Origin of the sequence: Kaistella haifensis DSM 19056 (assembly GCF_000735695.2) — a bacterium.
Classification (GTDB): domain Bacteria; phylum Bacteroidota; class Bacteroidia; order Flavobacteriales; family Weeksellaceae; genus Kaistella; species Kaistella haifensis.
Window position 1 is genome coordinate 1 of sequence record NZ_JASZ02000019.1, and the last position, 20900, is coordinate 20900.

Consider the following 20900-nt stretch of genomic DNA (forward strand, 5'->3'; position numbering starts at 1 on the left):
ATAAAGATGTTTCAGAAGCAAACAGCCCACCATAAAACGAATCGGATGGCTCGGATTGCCCACTTTAGAGTACAACGGCGAAAATTCGTTCTCGAAATAATTCCAATCTATTTTATCTGAAAGCAAAACGAGTTCGTGTTTATCATCAATAAAATCAACCAACATCGGGCGGAATAATTCTGGCAGTTTTTCTGGATTTTTTCCTAACATATTTGCAAGGTTTTAAAGCTCTAATATACAAATTCTTGCAATAAAAAACAAGCTATTTTAAACCCAAAATACTAATAATCAGTAAATTATAAGTGGTTTAAGGAGAGACTATTTATTTGATTAATGTTTATCGTTTTATAGTTTTTCTGCGTTTAAATTTTGTGTGGACTTCATCAATTCAATCGCTGCCCTTCTTTGGTTGAAGATAGCGGTTTGATAATCTAATTCTGCAACTTCCAAATCGTTTTCCGCTTCAATCAATTGCGTCGCTTTAATCAAACCATATCTGAATTCTTTTTCGGCTTGTGTCAATGCATTTTTAGCAATTTTTTTCGCGGTCGCTTTTAGATCAACTTGGGCATTTGCGATGTTATAATTGGTTTGATTATTGGCTAAATTGAGCTGCAATTTTCTTTCGGCATCAGATTTTTTACTTTCTAAAATTTCTCTGTCAATTTTTGCTTTTTCTACTTCATGTTTTCCTTCATTTCCATCAAAAACATCCCATTTAAAACCAATTCCCGCTTGAAAAATGGGCAATAGATTAAAATTCGTCAAGTCATAATCTAACTTTGCACCAGTTCCCGGCATCAATGCTTTAGAAGAAGAAATATTGGTGTTATAAAATCCTATGTAGGAAAGCGAAGTCATGGCTTGAACTTTGGGAATCCACCACGTTTTTTCTGCTTTTATTTTCGCATCAATCGCTTTCATTCCGAAATCCAAAGCTTTCAGTTCCGCCCTGTTGTCGATGCTTTCATCGGTTACCAAATACTCAATTTTTTCTAAATTCGGGTTGATCAGCGCAATTCGCTCTTTATCAATTCCTGTTAAAAGATGCAATTGTGTAATCAGCAACTCTCTTTTTCCTTCGTATTCTACCATTTTAGAATTTAAGGTAGCTTGGGCCAATTCTATTTTTTTGTAATCGTAAGGGGTGATTAATCCATAACCAAGAGCTTTTTCAGCAGTTTTTCTATTGGCATCGAGACGTTTTTTGCTTTCGTCCAACACATTTTTCGACTCTGCTACCAGTGCAAATTGATCATACGCTTTAGAAATCTGCGTAATCACTTCGTCTTCATTTTTAACCTGCAATGCTTTATTGGCATTGTCTTTTTCGATTAAAGCTTGCTTCAGATACTTTACTTTTCCGCCAGAATAAAGAACCGCTGTTGCTTCGATTTTTGCCGCGGCATCAAAACCTGACAAATTAAAATTATTGTTAAAAGTTCCTTCCGGGAAAACTGCACCGGGAAAAAGAGGGTTAATTGCAGGTATGGCAATTTCTGGTGAAACTACCTTTGCCGTAGCGTTTAAATATCCTCCCTTTCCAGAAATTTCCACCTTTGGTAAGAAAATATCTTTCAGTTTTTCTTGGTCTAATTCGTTTGCTTTAGACTCCAAATTTTGTTGTTCTATGGTCGCGTCTTTCGTCATCGCTGCGTCTACCAATTCCTGCAAAGAAGGAGCAGTTTGCGCAGAAAATGACAAGGGAAACCCAAGCATTGTAATAAAAAATAATGTTTTATAGTTTTTCATTTTTAATGTTTTTTGAAGTTGCAAAGTTGCGAAGATTGACATAATAATGCTTTGACATTTGTCAAAAAGTAGAAAAGTCCACAAAAAATTTGCGGGCGAGCTATATATTTATGTTTTGGCTAAAGCCTACCTGTTACATTTAGAAAAAAAAAATATAACTAATTGAAAATCAATTTTTATTTCAATTTTTTTAGAACCATTGAAGAAAAGCTATAGCTACCAAATCCAAATGAATTTTTACTAAAATATGATTTTAGATGAGCGTTATCGTATTTTGAAACTAAAAAATTTGCCAATTTTTCATCTTCACTTTCTACTGAACTCCAACTAGATCTTCGACTTACCTTAACTAAAAATTTTTCTTTATCAATTAAATAAAGTTTTTCAGAGTATTGATTAATAACAAATGTAGGAAGGTTTTCATCTATCACATCTAGCATTTTAGTATAGTTTTTTTCGTATTCTAAAATCTGAAAATATATTTCTGCATTTTCGGGATATTGGTAAAAACTTCTACGCAAATTTGCTAAAATCTTGGTTCTGAATTTTTTAAATTCTCCATTATCTGTTTCATTTTGCTCAATAAAAATATAATCTTCTACAGTAGGGTTCCCTTGAAATTTTAATTTTTTAATAATTGCTAACTTTCCTAAATCATTATTTTCAAAATACAATTTTTCTAAAATTTCGTAGTAAGGATAATTGTATTTTTCATTAGAATTTCTGTTGATAATCTCATTACAATATTTTTCGACTAGATTTTTATCAAATTTCAATAATTCATTTAAAATTTTAATATTATAAGAATTTTTGTAAAAAGCAATAGGAAAATAGGATTTTACAGACAAAAACATCTCATTCTCTATCATAATATCCAACAAATGTTCTCGAAGTTCCGTTCGTAATCCCACATCATTTTTAATCCAAATTTCGATTTGCTCTTTTACTAATTTTGCTATAAATTTTTTCTGAGGAGTATCTGCATATTTATAAATATCAAACAACAAATGGTATAAAGTATGCGGAATACTTCCTGTGCCTTTCAAATAATAATTCCAATATTCCTGTGCCAATATTTCCCATACCAATTGATCTTTTATTTGATTGAAATTGATGGCAAATTTCGTCCTAAATTTATCTATAAAACTCTCAATTCTATTGCTGGTAGTATAAATATTCACTTGAAAACTCATTAAATGATCACAGATGAGATTGTACGTTTCCAAAGCAATATTTTTTGCAATATTCTGCCATATAAATTCTTCTACAGGCTCCAAACTTTTCGTGAGAATATCTACTATTTTTTTAATTTCTGGTGCGGTAATATTTTTCTTTTTTCCTACTACAGATTGTATGCTTTTGTCAATAATACTCTTGATTTCAAAATCAGAAAAATCAGTCTTTTTTTCTCCAAATTCTAATAAAAATTGAATTTCTGCCTCTTTATTTTTTTTGAAAAATTCTAAAATCCACCCTTTAATTTCTTCAGAATTTAGATTTTCTATTGCTAATTCTGCTTCCGAAATTTTTTTTGCTTTTAATTTTGTTTTTTTGGTTGGTTTATTATTCTTTATTTCAAAAATATGTATTGCCAAAGCTAATAAATGATTACAAAAACCTTGATCTGAACAATCACAAGAAGAATCTATGATTTCTAATTTTTCATTAATAGAAATTTGCACATCATAGCTTTCCTCGCCTTCATCTATAAAACAAATGAAATTGTTTTTTTTATCTTCTTCAATCTCTCGTAAAGAAAGTTTTTTAGCTTTATTAATTTTTTGCTTTGAAAACTGACTTTCTAAATCTATAATATTGAGCATTCCCGGCTTTTTTTCAAAGGTAAAAAACTATATTTTATCATAAGAAAATTTTAATAAAAAAATTTGAAAAGCATTATTTCTGGCAATCCTTGAATTATTTAAAATCCTTCAAGGATTAAGTTTTAAAAAAAAAGTCAAGCAAAAAGCCCGACTTTATTGATATTTTTAGAATTACAAATTATTCAGTTATCGAAACTTTCGTTCCTTGTGTGTGAGCATTCATTTGAGGAGCGTAATAGTTCTGCATCGTCGTAATTCCATTGCTGAACGTTCCGGCAGCATTACAAATGTAATCGTACCCGAAAACGTATTTTCCTTTCGGCATATATTCGATGTAGAAATTAGTGGAAGCATCTTTGGTGACTTGATAATAACCCAAATTATTCTTCCATTGATAGCCAGAAAGTACATCAACTGGTTCAAAACCTACCGCTCTCATATCTTTCAAATGAATAAATTCCATATTTCTATCGGTGTTCAGAATCATTCTAACCGTTACTTTATCGCCGATTTTTAGCGGAGCATTTTCTGTAATTTTTTGCAATTCTTCACCATTTACGGTTTTCACTTTTTTGTACAATTCTTTGGTGATGGAAATATAAGTTTCCGAAGATTTGATCTTATCTAAATCCTCGTAATATTGCCAGAATAAACCACCTTGCACAATTCCAGCTCCTGGTTTTGTAATGGTTACAGTTCCGAGATTTTTGTCGATATCTTCCTGTTTTAAGGTAGATTTCACATAACCGGTTGCTTTCGTATCCGGCTTGGTGAGTTCTTTTCCGCCCCAAATAATCGTTGCATGATCGCTTTCCACAGAAGTCCAGGATTTTCCGGAATTCAGAATGGTGAAAATCACTTCCGCAGTTCCGCGAGAACTTCCCCAAGAATTCACTTCTTTCTGTGTAACAAGCCATATTTTCATTTCTTCAATGAATTTTTCATCATTTGGAGTCAATTTGTTAAACGCTTCTAAAGCTCCCGCATGATTCACTGTTTTCGATGAATACCAACCCCAATCGTTGAGGTTTTGTTTCCAATAAACCCCTTGAGTTTCGCTTTCCGTAGAGGTTTCTTTTAAATAAGTCAGGAATTTTTTCGAAACATCTTTTAAACCATAATCATTAAACAAAATCGCCAATCGGTGCAATCCAAAGAACGTGAAATCGGTGATTTTTTCGGTTTTTGCTTTAGCAATAACTGCGTTTTTCAAAGCGGTTCCTTTTGCATTTAATGGGAATGCTTTTTCCCAATATTTTCGGCTGTCGAGATAATCTAAAATATAATTATTAACCACATTTCTCTTATCGATTTCGCCATATTTATTCACTTCATGATCAACAAATTTTACCAATTTCGCCACCATTTCTTTTTGTTCGGAAGCTTGATAATCTGCTACATTTCCTTTCAACCATTCATTGATTTTTCCTAAATTTTTCAAGATGTACAACGAGTTATAATATGAACTCGGATAACCGGCGTACCACGAAAAACCGCCATCAGGATTTTGCAATTTTTTCAGTTCGCTCCAATCATCGTTGATGGAATTTCGCATATTATTCGCATCGAATAATCTTGCCAATTTTGCCATTTGCTCGGTTTCGTTTTTAGCATCCAAAACCCAAGGTGTTTCTTCCAACAATAACTGTTTCAATTCCTGGTTTTTCTCGAGATTTGAATTCAATAAACCTTTAGATTGATATTCATCAAAAACAGTTTTCAGTTTCGGATTGGCTTTGAAAATTTCAGACGCCAAAACATCTGCAAACCATTTATTGAAAACCACATCCGCAGAAAGATTGCTGTCGTTTTTCAAACTTGGCAATGCAAACATGATTTCCCAAATCGGATTGGTCGTTAATTCTAAAGTATTGGAAACATTGGTCGCAGTTTTAGAAGTGTTATTTTTAAGATTTTCGAGGACAAAAGATTTAGTTTGACCTTCTTTCACAAAAACAGGAACGGCGTCGGTTACCAACATTCGGTTTGGTAAAACAGCAATTGCTTTTTGTTCACCATCGGAATAACTATCGGCTTTAGCCACGACTTTAATAATCATCGAAGAAACGTCCTTTGGAACTTTCAGTCTCCAGTTGATCACCGAATTTCCCAATTCTTTTAATTCAAAAGATTTCTGAGTTTCATTTAAACCAAATTTACCGGAAATATCTTCGTTTGTAAAAGCATCTAAAATCTGTAATTGCGCAGTTCCAGCGAGTTTTTTATCCACCAAACTAGAAAGTTTCGATTGCAGATTCAATTCGTCGCCTTCTCGCAAAAATCTCGGATAATTCGGCGTTACCGAAAATTCTTTCTGAGTAACCACTTCTTTCTCCAAAACAGCAGCTCTCGCATCTTTGGTATGCGCCAAAAACATCAATTTCCATTGGGTTAAAGCTTCCGGAGAAGTAAACTCAAAAGTGACATTTCCGTCTTTATCGGTCATTAAATTGGGATAGAAAAACGCGGTTTCGTTTAAGTTTTGGCGAACCGGGATTTTGTCTAAATCTTCTTTTTCCTCTGATTTTTTCTTTCTTGGTCGCACAGGTTGTCCATTTATCTTCACAATGTATCCGTTTGCATCTACTTCTTCAACGTCTGAATAAACCGTTGTGCTAGATACTGGCGGTGGCGGCGGATTTCCAACAGATTTCATTTCAGATTGAGCTCGAACAGCTGATGCTAGTACTGCACTTTCGCTAATAATTCCACCATAAATTCCACCATCAAACCAATTGAAATTTGGGAAATTCACACCTTTCTGCTCCAAATAAGGAACGCGTCTGTTGTAAAATTCCTGCGCCAAATTTTCATTGATTCCATAAGAATTGATAATGAAATATTTTTGGTAAAGTTGTTGCCAAGAATAATTGTTCACCGCAAACTGATCGAGTGACATATCATACATATTGGCCAAAACTTCAGCATTGAATTCCTCTTTATCTTCCCCGAGAATTTTTACCGTCCATTTTTCTTTTGAACCAGGTTGCAGTTTATCGCGGAAAGTCACCGTTTCAATTCGCAAAGGTTTTTTATCAGAGATAATCTTCAGATTCACCGATTCTGTTTGCACATCGTTGAAAGCTACCAACTGAAACTGAACATTGATCTGATCGATGTTTTCGTCTTTCGGGAGCGCTACTTCGTACTGTAAAACTCCATTTTTGAAAGTTTTCTGTTCGGTTACGGTCTTTCCATTTCCGTTCTGCACATAAATGTTCACCAACGCATTTGGAATTGCCGAATAAGCGTAGATGGTCGCCTTTTCATTTCGTTGAAATTCCATTTTTGGCTGAATGATTTTGAGAAATGGTTTCTGAGAATCGACAAGGAATCTTTTATCAAAAACTTCGAAAGTTTTTTCGGTTTTGATGGTGTCTTTTCCCTCGATATTGAAGAGTTCAAGTTTGTATTTTCCGGCAGACAATTTTCCGAGATCTAAATCGGTTGATGGTTGCTGAGTTTTTTCAAAAACTACACTTTCAACTTTTTCTTTTTTCTCCTCTTTATCAAAATAATCATGCGGGAATTTTTGAATAAATTCTTCCTTCGAAAGTTGCGGTAAATCCTGAATTTCATTCTCGAAATTGCTTCGGAAAATTCTTTCTTTCGGTTGAAGTTTCGACAATTTTACGTGATATGATTTTTTTAAATTCTGGTCATTGTAATTTTTAGTTTCAACTTTAATTTTCAAATTTTCATCGGCAAATGGGTCTTTCACATCATCCATTTTGATGTAGTGAGAAATCGAAGCCACTTTCACGTTGGTGGTTTCCGATTGTGTTTCGCCGTTACTGTCCGTTACCGAAGCATTGATTTGATAATTATCAATCTGGATTCCTTCTAAAGTTTCATCTTTTTTCAGATCAACTTTTATGATAAATTCACCTTTTTCATTGGTTTTTACTTCGCCCAGAATAGAATTTTCGTTATCGTTTCCACGAGGATACCACCAGAAATATCTCCAACGAATATTCTGTTTTTTAATTTCATAATTTACGGTAGCATTACTCAATGGAATTCCGGAAAACATCATTGCTTTTCCTTTAAGTTCAATGGTTTGCCCGTACTTGTATTCATCTTTCACTGGTTCGAAAGAGACCTCAAATTTTGGCCTTTTGTATTCTTCAACCCTGAAATATTTCATTCCGTCGATCAGGTAGTCCGAACTTTCATCATTATTGGTAACCTTAATGCTGAATTCGCCGTTAAGCTTACCTTGCGGCAACGTGAAACTTCCATTAACAGACCCAAATTCATTGGTAACCAATTGCTGTTTATTCAATTCTTCACCGTTCGCATCGTTTAAAATAACCGTAAGTTTAGATTTGGAAACCACATTTTCTTTTTTGGATTCTCCGTTGAAAGCAGTGGCAATTACCTTGAAATAAACCGTTTGTCCCGGTCTGTAAATCGCTCTGTCAAGGAAAATCTGTGCCTGTTCGCGATCTTCAATTTTATTTTCTCCGTAATATTGATTTCCATAGGCTTGAATCAAATTGAAATCGTTGGTTTTCGGTTGTTGTACCAAAAAATAGCGATAATAATCTTTATCTTTAGAAACCGGAAACTTGAAATTCGCAGCATTATCGGAATTGATATTATAGGTATTGACGTTTTTTCCACGAGAATATTCGAAGATTTTCAAACCTTCATTAGAAATCGGTTTCCCGTTTTCCCGATGGACTAATTTTAGGCGATCTTCAATGGATTTCCTGTCATCTTTTTGGTCATAAATCAATCTCGAAGAAGTCGCAATAAAGTAAAAATGTTCCTGAATGGCGTTTTCTACAACATATTCCACCACATAAATCCCCGACGGAAGTGGCTTTATTTCTAATGAAGTTTGGTGATTTTGGAAATCATTCAAGTTCGGAAGTTTGAAAGTTTCTTTTCTTACCAATGTTTTCTTGATCGTTGAAAAAATATTTTTATCATAAGAATTCGAAACATATTTCAAGAAATTTGTTACGTCATCTTTCACCTCATAAATATTTAATGAAAACTGATCAACATTTTTCGCTTGGGCAACCAGATGAATTGGCAAATTTGCCTGCGTATGTTTCTCATATTTTATTGCTAAAGTCGGATTGAGAATCTGATTTTTTCTGTTTTCGAGATTGTTATAAAACTGCGATTTTGGATATTGTTTTTTCCCATTTTCAATCCACTGCAGCGCTTCTGCGAATTTTTTATCTGCAGTTAAAAGATCCACAATATCCGCAATAATCATTAATTTGTAATCCCCATCAATATTGGATTTCGCAAGGTTTTGCAACTGCGAAAGTCGGTCTTTGCAGTTCGTAAATCTGCATTGATCATTCAGTTTCTTATGCTGGAAATAGAGTTTTGAATTCCCGGAATTATTTAAAATCAATTCCTCATAATTTGATAAAATTCTGGCTTGATTTTGCTTTAATTCGTTCGGAGTGAAAAGATCATTGCTTTTTAGAAATTCAATTTCATTAGAAAAACTCCAATCAAGTAAAGTCGGAAAATATTCCAAATCATTTTTATTTTCGAAAATTTCTTTAATATCCGAAGTTTTTATTTTTTTTAAATGATCTTTTTCTGCATTTAAAATCGAAAAATTTTTAATCAAAAAATTTTTAAAATCTAGTTTGCTCCAGGTTTCAATTTGTGCAAAATCTTGGTTATCGAAATTCGTTCTTTGGTTGATTTCCCAAGAATTATTCTGGTAATAATCCCAAAAGAACTCGCCCAATAAAACCTGATAAACCAATTTCTGATCACCTTTCAGTGTTTCCCCAAATGTTGAAAGTTTCTTGAAAAAACGGCTCGTAGCATCGTTGTCACCATCATCGTACGTTTGGTTGGAAATACTGAATTCCGCCTTCAGCGAGCGAATCAATTGATTGATGTTTTCATCTTTCATGGCTTGTTTTTGAATTTCTAAAATAATGGGAAGGTTGGATTTGTAATTTCCGGATTTGTAATTATCGCTTACTTTTTTCCACTGATCATCGTAATATTTTTGCCCAAAAAGAGGCGCAAAGAACATCATCAAAAGAAAAAGACTGAAAATTTTGGTGAGATTTTTCATAAAAAATGGTGCTAAACTAGCTTTGGGATGGCGAAAGAAATTATTGGTTAAATTTGCATCAATGCAGTTTCTAAATTTACTGAAAAAATATGTGATCGATAGCCAGATTTATGTTTCTTTGATGGGAACTGCATTGGCGCTGTTTTTCATGTTCGAGCAAAATTTGTTCCGATTGCCAACGGTAATCCTCATTTTCATTACTTTTTTCAGCGGTTACTTGTACACGAAATATCAGCATCATCGTTATTATTGGAAAATATTGGTTTTCAATATATGTTGTGGCATTGTTTCAGCGGTTCTTATTTTATTGAATCACAATGAAATTCGGCTTCTAAAATGGTTTTTAATTGTAATTTTAGGTTTGCTTTATAATACATCTTTTTTAGAAAATTATATCCGGAAAATCCCATTGTTAAAGGTTTTCTACGTAGGTTTAACCTGGGCTTTAATTAATTCTTGGCTGATCGTACCCGATTTTCATCCCGAGATTTTTTTTATCAGTTTATTGTTTGTTACGGCGCTGGTTTTACCATTTGACATCCGCGATATGAAAGACGATCAAGTCATCACCTTTCCGATTTTAATCGGTGTTGAAAAAACCAAATTTCTCGCCTATTTTCTAATTTTTCTCAGTTTGTTGATTGCGATTTTTTCACTTAAAATCCTATTCGCCATTGCTTTTTTCCTTACTTCTGTCATTACTTTTCTTTTTATTTATTTTTCTGAAACTCAAAAGCCGGATGCTTACTTTTCGTTCGGTGTGGAAACGTGTTCCGGCTTGCCACTTTTATTTCTGATTTTAATGAAGTATTTTTGACAAATGGTTATCCAAAAACTTCATTTAATCAATTTTAAAAATCATGCCGAGAAATTTTTTGAATTTTCTTCGCAAATCAATTGCTTTGTAGGAAACAACGGTGCAGGAAAAACCAATGTGCTCGATGCGTTGCATTACCTTTCCGTAGCGAAAAGTTTCTTGGCGAATACGGATCTGAACAATATCAGGACCGATGAAGATTTCTTTACCATTGAAGGTGAAATTTTCGATGGTGAAAAGGAAAATATTTTGAAAATTCAACTTCCGAAAGATTCTAAAAAAATCATTAAGAAAAACGATAAATCATACGATAGAATTGCCGATCACATCGGATTTTTGCCAAGTGTGATAATTTCGCCCTACGATTCTAATTTGATTTCTGATTCCGGGGAAAGTCGAAGAAAGTTTTTAGATTCGATGATTTCGCAAACCGATTCGGAATATCTATTCAGTTTAATTCAATATCAAAAAACCGTTCAACAGCGAAATGCTTTGCTAAAAAATTTCTCTAAAAACCGCTCCTTCGATGCGGAAAGTCTGGAAATTTATAACGAGCCTTTAATTAAATACGGAACCAAAATTTTTGAGAAAAGAAAGGAGTTTACAGACTCTATTTTACCTTTGATTCAAAGTTATTACGAAATTATTTCCAAAGGAAACGAAAAGGTGACCGTAGTTTATCAATCCCATTTTCTTGATGATTTGCAGACAGAAAAACCCGAAGAAATATTCCGACAAATTTTAAAGGAAAGCCTAGAAAAAGACCGAATTCTAACTTACACTTCCAAAGGAATTCACAAGGACGATCTGCTTTTTGAAATGAACGGAAATTCCATCAAAAAAGTTGGAAGCCAAGGTCAGCAGAAATCTTTTTTAATCGCTTTGAAACTTTCACAAATGAACCGGGTTAAAGAATTAACCGGGAAAACAGCTATTTTGCTGCTCGACGATATTTTCGATAAACTGGATGATACGCGCGTTTCCCAATTGATTGATTTGGTAAATCAGGAGCATTTCGGACAAATTTTCATTACCGATACAAGCAAAAAAAGAACCGAGAAACTGGTGAAAAACATCAACGAAGAATCGAAAATTTTTGAAATTTAATCATGAAAAAGAAAAGAGAATTTCAGTCTTCGGAATTGGTGAAATCATTTGCGAAAATCTATGGTTTCGAAGAAAAACTATTGGCTTTCGAAGTGAAAGATTTCCTGCAAGAATACCTTAGTGATGCTCTTTTTCGTGAAATAGAATCGGTGAATCTTCATAAGAAAACCTTAGAAATCAAAATAAAATCACCGCTGTTGAAAAACGATTTCCGAATGCGAAAAACTTTCTTTCTGACGAAGTTCCAGGAAAAATTTGGCGAAGAAAATTTTAATGATCTTCAGATTTTGTAGCCACCGTATTTTCCACCATTTCTTTCGCGCGAATATCCAAAACGGCGGAGCGAATCGGGAAGAAGAATCTCAGCGGGTTTTTCATAAAATATCGGAAAATTTCTTTGTAAATTTCTTTTACTTCACCCAAATTCACTTTTCTAGAACGGAATGCCAATATCATCGACAACCCAAAGCTCACCAAAAAGTTGAAAAATCCGATGAGAAAAACGGTGAAAATTGAAATCCAAAACGTGTAAGCATCAACCGAAAATCCTTTGCCATAAAAACCTAGAGCGACATTTCCTGCAGCGAAAGTAATGTGACGAATATCCAGATCTAAACCAAGGAAAATCCCAATAGGTCCCGTCATTCCCAAGAAAACGCCAAACCAGAAATTAGAGATGATTCCCGCCCAATTTCGGGCATAAAAATCTGAAAGGTTTTTGGACACTCTTTCACCAAGAAAATAATTGAGAAAAGGATTTTTGGCAATTCTTTTTGGAATATGATAAAAGACTGAGCTGTTGCCCACGTTTCCAGAAATAATCCCTGAAATAAAAAGAAAAAATCCTGCGATACAAGCATGGAAAATAGCCTTCGACTGAAAAGGATCGTGATCTTGCAAAATTTTCGTGGCTTTTTCCGCAGCAAAATTCTGCTGAAAAAGTACATCCAAACCATAAATAATCGCTAATGAAACAGGAAAAGCCCACACCACATTTCCAATAAAAGCAATAAACTGCGACCGGAACAATTTGGAAACCAGATGCGCGAAATCTCGGTAATTTCTTTTGGTGTTTTCACCTTCAGAAAGTACTTTCGCCATGGTAGCCGCCGTCATCGCTGGCTGTTTGGTTGCCAGAGTAAAACCCATCAAATAAATCATGATGAAACCCATCGCATAATTGGTTGAATATAAAATCGCATGGGAAAAATCGCTTCCGGGAAGCGAGCCGTAAAACAATTTCAGCACCACCAAACAACCAACTATGATCCCTCCACCACTAGATTTTAGGAACATTTTTACATAATCTTTTTTGGTCGAGGTAATGTAATGTGCACCAGTTTCTGCGGTATGATTTGTGATTAAATGCGATATTAAGGTGGTACTATCGTCCACCAAATCACGAATATTGTTTTTGTGAGATTTGTATTGTAATATATTAAAAAACAACTGTTTAGACTTAATCAACGCATCTTTCTCATCATCCATCACCATCACATTCAGAATATCCGCCATTCTTTCAAGTTGTTGCCTAATTTTGAGCAATGACTGATTAATTTTGCTGGAAATTCCATACTTAGCCGAGTTTTTGAACGCTAAAGTGACAAAGTCGAAACACTGCTGAAGATAGACTTTAATTTGTTTATAATGAACATCTTTGGAAGTAAGAAAAAAATCAGGATTTTGCTTGTAGTTACTATTCAAAATATCCAATTCATCCTGTAAAGCCAGAAAAGGATTATCGAACTTTCGGTATTGCGGAGCCATATTTACGACTTCTACATCCATCGCATTTCCGATGACGCGCCACGCCAAAATATTCATCGAGAATAAAAGTTCGTGCTTGACTTTTGGATAGGTAATAAAACGATCAATTCCTGTGAGCGTAAAAAACTCGTCCAACTGATTTTCCTTAAGATTTCTCAAATATTCCAAATCCTTGGTTGGCCGTACCGAAGTGAAATCGACCAGAAACCACACCGTATTTTCGTTTTCTACGGCGGGCAAAATCTGATTAAGTATTCTCTTTTTAAATTCCGGAAAAAAAGCGTTTTCTGATAAAATATTGGCTTCAGTAAGTGAAAGGTTGAAAGGTTTCCCCTCGAAAATTTGATGAAAGTAATACCCCAAATTTTCCGCAATTTCTGGAGAATTTCTTAGAAAATCCAGAATTTCCTCAAAATCTGATTTTCGCAAACTGAGCATCAACTCAGAAAGCGGTTCCAAGGATTTCGTTTCATTTCGGAAACTGAAATACTTGACTAGTGTTTCATTAAAACTTATCTTATTTTGTCGGTAAAATGGCATATTCCGTACAAAGATAAATTATTTCAAACTTACATGATTCATTTGGCGCATAATCCATCGATGCTTTTTATTAAGATATGCTGATGGATTTTTCGGGTCGTATTTTTTCGGATTCGGAAGAATTGTGGCAATCCATGCGGCTTCGCTCTTGGTTAAATTAGCTGAACTTTTATTAAAATAATACTGCGAAGCAGCTTCCACACCGAACACACCTTGCCCCATTTCAATGGAATTTAAGTAACGCTCGAGTATCACATCTTTGCCCCAAACAAGCTCAATAATGAAGGTGTAAACTGCTTCCAGTCCTTTGCGAAACCAGCTCCTACCCTGCCAAAGAAAAATATTTTTCGCGGTTTGCTGCGAAATGGTACTTCCACCACGCAGTTTTTTGCCCTGTTCATTATGTTTCATCGCCTTTTCAATCGCTTTATAATCGAAACCATTGTGGCTGAAAAAACTTTGATCTTCCGAAGCTAACACTGCTTTTTTCACATTATTTCCCATTTCATTATAGGAAATATAATCGCGTTTCAGCTTGCCATATTCCAATAAGCCACCGATTTGAGTAATGGTAAAAGGCGGATTGAAAAATTTTCCCCAAACAATAAAAAGAATATTTGCGAGGATAATAATGTAAATCAGTTTTTTAATTTTCGTCCACATAATTAATTCGTTCTACAAGTCTTTGTTTCTGCTGCAAAAATAGAAATATAATTTACTTTAATTCTTTCATAAAAGTTAAATTATATGCTGGAAACAACTCCGGATGAAAAATTTTAATATAATCTTTCAGCACCCAATCGGCGCGAACCGATCCACTTTCGAAATAATCGTTGGCTTTGCCATTTTCTTTTCCGGCGATGGTGTACAATTTTCCTTCATTGTAAACCTTCATTTTCGCATAATTGGGATTAATCTGCAAAAGCTCTTTTTTGGTTTGATGATTTCCGATATTGATCCAATATTCCGCCTTTTCAGATTTCGCAAAAACCTCTTCAAAACTCATCGGAACGGCTTTAGAATCGGTATTTTCTGAGTAAATATATTGTGCATTAGCATCCTTGATGAATTGTGCTAAGTTGGTTTTACCGCCCGGAAGAAACCACTGATTCCCATACATTTCATTGGCTAAAACCAATGGCTTTTTCGTGGAATTTTCAGCAGTTTTTTTTAATGTTTGGTAATTGTTTTGAATTTCATTAAACCTTTCATTGGCCAATTTTTCTTTGTTAAAAAGCTTTCCGAAAACCAACAGATATTTTGACTTTTCTAAAGGATTTTGTTCCAAATATTCATCCAAGAAAATAATTTCAATCCCATTTTTCCTGATTAAATCATAAGTATTGTCGAAACTTGAAATATAATTGGTGAAAATCGCATCGGGTTTCAGGACGATAATTTTCTCGAGATCGTATTTCTGCTCATTACCCATATTCTGGATTTTTCCGGTCTCCACAAACTTTCGGACTTTGTTGGAATATACATATTCCGGACTGGAAATTCCGATAATCGATTGTTCCAAACCCAATTCGGTGAAATATCCCACCAAACTTGCATTTAACAGAATTACCTTTTTGAATGGAAGATTCGATTGAGCAAATTGATAATTAAATTTACCAGATTTCAGCTGATAAATTGTGCCGTCGTCTTTAAAACGCACATTTTCGGAAATTGATTGCCAATTTTCCGGAGTGGTAACTTCCTGTTTTTTACAGGAAAATAAAACAAAAATTGATAAAATGTAAAAAAAAGTGGTTTTCATTTCCCAAAGAAAACAAAAAAGTGTTATATTTGCAAACCTAAAAACGGCCTCGTGGCGCAACTGAATAGCGCATCTGATTACGGCTCAGAAGGTTACAGGTTTGAATCCTGTCGAGGTCACAAAACCGACATTAGAAGATTTTCAGCTTCTTTGTCGGTTTTTTTTATTTCTCTCGTAGATCGTCAGAAAAGTGTGGAAAAATGCAGACGATAACAAGTGGATTGTTTAATATTTTATTATTTTTTTTAATTTGATACTCTAAACACAAAAAATACGCACTTGCCTGAATCCCTGATTAAAAATATCATAAGTCAAAATTTATTTCTGCCTCCATTAATTCATTAAATAACGAACCATCAAAATTTTTTTGGATGTCGTTGTACTCATCGATGAAGAAAACAAAGACAAATGATTTGGCAATATTAACATTGGTGATTCGCTTAAAGCTCATTTTTTTATGGCCAACCTGTGATGTATGTGGCAAAGAATTTGTCTAAGTTTTTTTGTGCTAAATACACATCTCTATTAAATCCTATAAAAGAGATTGACTGCAATAACCCATTTTTCTAAGTTTATTCGATTCTTCCTTTCGAAAGGGCAGAATATTTATCTTTGTACAAAATCAACCGACTATGGCAAAACAAACATCAGGATATATAAACAGGAAGAAAATTGCCAACTCAGGTACGCACAATCTTTTTTATGAATTATTCGAACCAATAAATGAACCTCCAAAGGCTACTGTTCTTATACTACACGGGATGCAGGAGCATAGCGGTCGTTATAAAAATTTTGCAGAATATCTGGCGAACAACGGTTTTGCAGTTCTATTATATGACCATCTCGGACACGGAAAAACGGCGAAAAATCGGGAAGAACTTGGCTATTTTCAAAAAGAAAATCCCAAGCAGCAACTGATAGACGATGCCGCAACGATGGCAGCATTTTTAGAAAACAACTACCCTAAAATTCCTCAATTTTTACTAGGTCATTCTATGGGGTCTTTCATTGCAAGATGCTTACTTCAGAATCAGGAAGCTGATTTTAAAGGCGCAGTCATCGTGGGAACGGGAGGAAAAATCAACGGAATCGGTTTGGCTAAATTTTTCCTGTCCATTAACAATATTATTGCCCCAAAACACAGGAGCAAATTCATCAACCAAACTTTTTCAAAAATTAATAATCAACATTTTAAAGGCGAGAAAGATGGCGACCTTAACAGTTGGCTGAGCCTCAGCAAATCCAACCGTGAATCATTTTGCCGGGACAGCCTATGCGGAGTACCTTTTACCAATAATGGTTTTTACGCATTAGTTTCTCTAAACCAACAGGCAACGGAAAGAAAATGGGCAGAAAAAATACCAAAAGAATTTCCCTTTCTTTTTGTAAGCGGAGCTGATGATCCGATAGGAAACTTCGGAAAAGGGGTTGAAAAAACGGTAACACAAATGCAAAAAGATGGATTTACAGATGTTAATGCAAAAATTTATCCTGCAATGCGACACGAAATACTTAATGAAGACATTAAAGAATCTGTATATGAGAATATAAAGGATTGGATTTATGAAAAAATATCACAACCAAAAAAGTAGATAAAAAAATATTTTGTTGAAATTAATTGAGTAATAATTAAACAAATTAAATCGTTTTTTTGCCAAATATTCAATAAATCATGAATGCTTGTTAATCGATGCTTTCAAAAGAATCGTTTATACTAAAACAATGGCGCAACTTATTATAAGTAGCGCCATTTTTATCAATGCAAAGCATTTTCTTGAAGAAATTTTAAACTTTTCGTGGCCAATTCATCCGCATCATAAGTAGATTTCTGCCAAAGTGAAACCATTTGCTGCATTCCTTCAATCGATGACGAAAAATTCTCTAAAACCAAATTTCCATTAAAGTTAATTTTTTTTAAAGCCAAAAATAGTTCGGTCCAATTTACTGTTCCTTCGCCGAGCATTCCGCGATGAGATTCAGTGATATGGACATGTTTAAGTTTTTCGCCAGCCAGAATGATCGGATCATAAAAATTGGCTTCCTCAATATTCATGTGAAAAGTATCGAGGTGCAAAAACAAGTTATCTTTTCCTGTTTTTTCAATGAGATCTAAAACATTTTTTGCGGTATTGCAAACATAAGATTCATATCTATTTATGGGCTCAATGCCGATTTTTACGCCTTTTGCCTTGGCATAATCTGCAATATTGGACCACACTTCCACAATAATTTCTCTTTCCGAATCTGTTAATGGATTTCCTGAAAACACTCCAATTCCACCATGTAAAACTCCACCAAGAAAATCTGTTTCCAGCTCTGAAGTCTTATCTACCGCTTGCTTCATTATCTTCTCTGCGACTTTTGAGTAGAAAGCGATGTGGGCTTCTTTAGGCAAATTTAATGAACAAACGGCATCAAGCTGATAATTTCGCAACTGCTTCTTCACCTCTTTTGCATCAAATTCCATTGCGTTGGGCAAGAGAATTTCAATGAGATCAAATCCTGCTATCGAAGTTTTCTCAATATCATATTTTCCTGCTTCAGGGGTCCAATTCGGGGTAATCCACGAAAGGAGTGATGCTCCAAATTTCACATTCATAAGTTTTATTTTTAATGATTAAAACTGCCACTATTTGGTTATTACATTTAATAATTCCCAATTTTTTGGCTTAAAATTATTGTAAAGTTGGGAAGGCCAACTTCTACTCTTCCAGTTGTTCTGCATGAAAAACATTTTTCCGAAATCAAAATTTGCGTTTGATAGAATAACTCCAAAGGAAAAAAATCAACAAAAAAATTTGCAATTTCATATCATCATCCAGTTATTTTATGGTTTTAGGTTGATAGAATTTTAACGCAAATAAGAGGATAAAAACATAACAGATAATTGGCAGCAAATAGGCATGTGCAATATCGGTTTCGGCGATTTTTCCCATCAATGGAGGAAATACCGCACCACCAAACATCGCCATAACTAAAAATGAGGAAGCTTGAGACACTTTACTACCCAATCTTTTTAAACCAAGACTGAAAATCGTAGGATACATCACGCTTAGGAATAAATTCAACAGGATTAAACTGACGAATGAAACCCAACCTAAACTTTGAGAAATGATTAAGCAAAGAACAATATTACAAGCTGTAAAAATAGCTAAGAGCTTGTTGGTTGTGATAAACTTCATTAAAAAAGTCCCTACGAAACGTCCGATCATCATCATCGCCATACTTAATGAGAAATAATAAGAAGCCTTGATTTCTGGAAGGTGCATTTTCTAGTTAGCGCATACAGTTAAACGATTAACTTAAAATATTAATTATTTATTTGAAATTAAAAAAAGTATCGCCCGTTTTCGAATTAAAAGTTTAAACAAAAAAAACCGCAGAAAGCAGTTTTTTTATCATTCGTACATCATAAAAACCTATTTCCTTTTCTAAGGATTCTTGCTTCTATCTCTCTTTTTAATTGATTTAATAAAAAAATTTTAGCTTATTTTTTCAGTTCAAATAACCCGATTTTTCTTTAGGATCTAAGTGGAGTTTCAAGTTTAAGAAATTATTCCATCCTGCTTATTATTTCTTTACAAGAAAAAAGATTTAGAATAAAATAACCAAATTCCCCTTCAAAAATCTTAAATTATCGATCGTGTTTTGGCCAAATGAGATTTTCTGTTTTGTAACCCAGTTTTTTGGCTAAAGAAAGATATTTTTCGCGGATATCAACGGGAATCGTTTGCTCACGCGAAAGGATCCAAAGATATTTCAAATTATCGCCTGCAACCAGTGCATATTGGTAATCTCCATCAATCGAAAGAATGTTATACGCTCCCCAAAATGGCTTGAAAAAAGAAACTTTCAGTCGGCCAACAGATGGGTTCTCCACGAATCGAGCTTCGCCAACCGCTTCTTTCCATTCATTTTCGGAGGTTTTGTATCCACGATTAACCACTTTGATGCTGCCATCTGGATTCAAGGAATATTGGGCGGTTGTATTATCCAAACCTCGCTCAAAACGAAAATCGAAACGTGCGATTTCGTACCATTTTCCGAGGTATTTATCGGCAACGAAATTTTTTACAGGAACTGCTCCATCCGGCATCCCTGTTTTACAAGAATAGAGCAGGAAAATTCCTGCAAATACTGCTAGTGGAAGAATAATTAGCTTAGAAATTTTCATAATTTTAATTTTGATTAAGCAATGATAGCAAAAACTATGCTTTTAACTTGTAGCTTGCCACAAATTGAAGTTTTTATCTACTTTTTTGAAAGAAATATGGAGCTAACTTCTGATAAATCAGTCCGCTTTTTAGTTACGACTTATCTAAAAAACACCAAAAAGAATCGGACTTTTATATAAAAGTAGATGTCAGTAATTATTTTAAAAAAAAACGCCTCAATGTTGAGACGGATGCTACTATTTTTCAAGAAGTAAGGAAACCCATTCTTCCCGTTGAAGTTTTCTTTTTAGAGTCAATTTTTGTTCCATACAAACTTCCAAAATATCATCCACATCGAAGAAACACAACCCGGAAAGTAAGAGTTGTCCCCCATCGTTCAACACGGAAACGTAGGTCGGAATGTCGGAAATTAGAATATTCCTGTTGATATTGGCCAGAATAATATCGAAATTTTCGTTGCCTAAGTTATCGGCAGTTCCTTGAGAAATCTCCAATTCTACATTATTTCGTACGGCATTCTCTTTTGAATTTTCTACCGACCATTCGTCAATGTCGATGGCAACTGTTTTTCCGGCGCCTTTATGTTTCGCAAAGATCGCAAGAACAGAGGTACCGCAACCCATATCGAGCACGGTTTTGTTCTCGAAATCCATATCAAGCATTTGTTGAATCATCAAATATGTTGTCGCGTGATGTCCCGTTCCGAAAGACATTTTCGGCTGGATAATAATTTCGTGAGGAAGATTTTGGTTCTCATGAAACTCCGCGCGAATGGAAACCTGATTTTCTACATTGATCGGATCAAAATTCTTTTCCCATTCCTCATTCCAGTTGATATTGGGCATTTCTTGGTAAGTATAGGAAATACTGATTTCCGGATTTTGAATGAGATGAATTTGCTTTAAGTCATTTTCGTTGAAAAGATCTTTTGGAATATATGCCAAAATTCCGTCGTGTTCCTCGGTGAAACTGTCGAAACCGATCTCGATAAGTTCGGCCATCAAGATTTCGTTCCAAGGTTGCAAAGGCGATATTTTGAAGTTGAATTCTAAGTAATTATTCATTTTATTTTTTTGTAAAAATAGTTAATTTT

14 protein-coding genes, 1 tRNA gene and 1 pseudogene are annotated in these 20900 nt (G+C 34.3%); 5 read left to right on the forward strand and 11 right to left on the reverse strand.

Annotated elements, in window-relative coordinates; translation table 11 throughout:
* From AP75_RS09180 to AP75_RS09195, 4 genes and pseudogenes are all read right to left on the reverse strand, one after another.
* Positions 1-210, reverse strand: a pseudogene (locus tag AP75_RS09180) (IS5/IS1182 family transposase); the annotation flags it as partial.
* 135 nt (positions 211-345) lie between these two features.
* Complete coding sequence (locus tag AP75_RS09185; RefSeq protein WP_031503077.1) at positions 346-1752, reverse strand: TolC family protein; 1407 nt, start codon at positions 1750-1752, stop codon at positions 346-348.
* A gap of 176 nt (positions 1753-1928) precedes the next feature.
* On the reverse strand, positions 1929-3575 hold the full coding sequence (locus AP75_RS09190) for a hypothetical protein (protein ID WP_088264404.1): 1647 nt from the start codon (positions 3573-3575) through the stop codon (positions 1929-1931).
* 178 nt (positions 3576-3753) lie between these two features.
* Positions 3754-9639, reverse strand: a complete 5886-nt coding sequence (locus AP75_RS09195) for an alpha-2-macroglobulin family protein (RefSeq protein WP_088264406.1) — start codon at positions 9637-9639, stop codon at positions 3754-3756.
* A 61-nt stretch (positions 9640-9700) separates the two neighbouring features.
* Between AP75_RS09195 and AP75_RS09200 the strand changes: the two genes are divergently transcribed.
* The 3 genes from AP75_RS09200 to AP75_RS09210 are packed head-to-tail and all read left to right on the forward strand — an operon-like array spanning position 9701 to position 11856.
* Complete coding sequence (locus AP75_RS09200) at positions 9701-10456, forward strand: UbiA prenyltransferase family protein (protein WP_088264408.1); 756 nt, start codon at positions 9701-9703, stop codon at positions 10454-10456.
* Positions 10457-10459: 3 nt separating this feature from the next.
* Positions 10460-11563: a DNA replication/repair protein RecF gene (gene recF / locus AP75_RS09205; protein ID WP_031501905.1), complete on the forward strand. Its 1104-nt coding sequence runs from the start codon at positions 10460-10462 to the stop codon at positions 11561-11563.
* A 2-nt stretch (positions 11564-11565) separates the two neighbouring features.
* On the forward strand, positions 11566-11856 hold the full coding sequence (locus AP75_RS09210; RefSeq protein WP_031501903.1) for a hypothetical protein: 291 nt from the start codon (positions 11566-11568) through the stop codon (positions 11854-11856).
* On the opposite strand, the gene AP75_RS09215 is transcribed toward AP75_RS09210, so the two are convergent.
* The 3 genes from AP75_RS09215 to AP75_RS09225 are packed head-to-tail and all read right to left on the reverse strand — an operon-like array spanning position 11834 to position 15632.
* The gene (locus AP75_RS09215; RefSeq protein ID WP_031501901.1) at positions 11834-13870 is read right to left on the reverse strand and encodes a recombinase; all 2037 of its coding nucleotides are present in this window, start codon (positions 13868-13870) and stop codon (positions 11834-11836) included. The two genes, AP75_RS09210 and AP75_RS09215, sit on opposite strands and share 23 nt — an antisense overlap.
* A gap of 18 nt (positions 13871-13888) precedes the next feature.
* Positions 13889-14533 (reverse strand): monofunctional biosynthetic peptidoglycan transglycosylase, encoded by a 645-nt coding sequence (gene mtgA, locus AP75_RS09220; protein WP_031501899.1) that lies wholly within the window; start codon positions 14531-14533, stop codon positions 13889-13891.
* A 52-nt stretch (positions 14534-14585) separates the two neighbouring features.
* Positions 14586-15632, reverse strand: a complete 1047-nt coding sequence (locus AP75_RS09225; RefSeq protein WP_088264410.1) for an ABC transporter substrate-binding protein — start codon at positions 15630-15632, stop codon at positions 14586-14588.
* A 45-nt stretch (positions 15633-15677) separates the two neighbouring features.
* On the opposite strand from AP75_RS09225, the gene AP75_RS09230 reads away from it, so the two are divergent.
* Both AP75_RS09230 and AP75_RS09235 read left to right on the forward strand, forming a co-directional pair.
* Positions 15678-15751 (forward strand) — tRNA-Arg (locus AP75_RS09230).
* Positions 15752-16264: 513 nt separating this feature from the next.
* Positions 16265-17224 (forward strand): alpha/beta fold hydrolase, encoded by a 960-nt coding sequence (locus AP75_RS09235; protein WP_031502311.1) that lies wholly within the window; start codon positions 16265-16267, stop codon positions 17222-17224.
* Positions 17225-17388: 164 nt separating this feature from the next.
* Here AP75_RS09235 and AP75_RS09240 read toward each other — a convergent pair whose 3' ends face one another.
* The 4 genes from AP75_RS09240 to prmA form a co-directional block, all read right to left on the reverse strand.
* Positions 17389-18231 carry a sugar phosphate isomerase/epimerase family protein gene (locus AP75_RS09240; protein ID WP_088264412.1) on the reverse strand — a complete coding sequence of 281 codons (843 nt, stop codon included), beginning with the start codon at positions 18229-18231 and terminating at the stop codon, positions 17389-17391.
* Positions 18232-18454: 223 nt separating this feature from the next.
* Positions 18455-18901 (reverse strand): MFS transporter, encoded by a 447-nt coding sequence (locus tag AP75_RS09245; protein WP_031502313.1) that lies wholly within the window; start codon positions 18899-18901, stop codon positions 18455-18457.
* Positions 18902-19266: 365 nt separating this feature from the next.
* The gene (locus AP75_RS09250; protein ID WP_031502315.1) at positions 19267-19806 is read right to left on the reverse strand and encodes a lipocalin family protein; all 540 of its coding nucleotides are present in this window, start codon (positions 19804-19806) and stop codon (positions 19267-19269) included.
* Between the two features lie 237 nt (positions 19807-20043).
* Complete coding sequence (gene prmA / locus AP75_RS09255; RefSeq protein ID WP_031502317.1) at positions 20044-20871, reverse strand: 50S ribosomal protein L11 methyltransferase; 828 nt, start codon at positions 20869-20871, stop codon at positions 20044-20046.
* Between the last annotated feature and the right edge of the window lie 29 nt (positions 20872-20900).

What these genes read in the sequence shown, in the direction of transcription:
- AP75_RS09245 (WP_031502313.1), bottom strand. Translation starts at nt 18,901, where the DNA reads ATGCACCTTCCAGAAATCAAGGCTTCTTATTATTTCTCATTAAGTATG.
- AP75_RS09240 (WP_088264412.1), bottom strand. Translation starts at nt 18,231, where the DNA reads ATGAATGTGAAATTTGGAGCATCACTCCTTTCGTGGATTACCCCGAAT.
- AP75_RS09195 (WP_088264406.1), bottom strand. Translation starts at nt 9,639, where the DNA reads ATGAAAAATCTCACCAAAATTTTCAGTCTTTTTCTTTTGATGATGTTC.
- AP75_RS09250 (WP_031502315.1), bottom strand. Translation starts at nt 19,806, where the DNA reads ATGAAAATTTCTAAGCTAATTATTCTTCCACTAGCAGTATTTGCAGGA.
- AP75_RS09200 (WP_088264408.1), top strand. Translation starts at nt 9,701, where the DNA reads ATGCAGTTTCTAAATTTACTGAAAAAATATGTGATCGATAGCCAGATT.
- recF (WP_031501905.1), top strand. Translation starts at nt 10,460, where the DNA reads ATGGTTATCCAAAAACTTCATTTAATCAATTTTAAAAATCATGCCGAG.
- AP75_RS09225 (WP_088264410.1), bottom strand. Translation starts at nt 15,632, where the DNA reads ATGAAAACCACTTTTTTTTACATTTTATCAATTTTTGTTTTATTTTCC.
- AP75_RS09185 (WP_031503077.1), bottom strand. Translation starts at nt 1,752, where the DNA reads ATGAAAAACTATAAAACATTATTTTTTATTACAATGCTTGGGTTTCCC.
- mtgA (WP_031501899.1), bottom strand. Translation starts at nt 14,533, where the DNA reads ATGTGGACGAAAATTAAAAAACTGATTTACATTATTATCCTCGCAAAT.
- AP75_RS09215 (WP_031501901.1), bottom strand. Translation starts at nt 13,870, where the DNA reads ATGCCATTTTACCGACAAAATAAGATAAGTTTTAATGAAACACTAGTC.
- AP75_RS09190 (WP_088264404.1), bottom strand. Translation starts at nt 3,575, where the DNA reads ATGCTCAATATTATAGATTTAGAAAGTCAGTTTTCAAAGCAAAAAATT.
- prmA (WP_031502317.1), bottom strand. Translation starts at nt 20,871, where the DNA reads ATGAATAATTACTTAGAATTCAACTTCAAAATATCGCCTTTGCAACCT.
- AP75_RS09235 (WP_031502311.1), top strand. Translation starts at nt 16,265, where the DNA reads ATGGCAAAACAAACATCAGGATATATAAACAGGAAGAAAATTGCCAAC.
- AP75_RS09210 (WP_031501903.1), top strand. Translation starts at nt 11,566, where the DNA reads ATGAAAAAGAAAAGAGAATTTCAGTCTTCGGAATTGGTGAAATCATTT.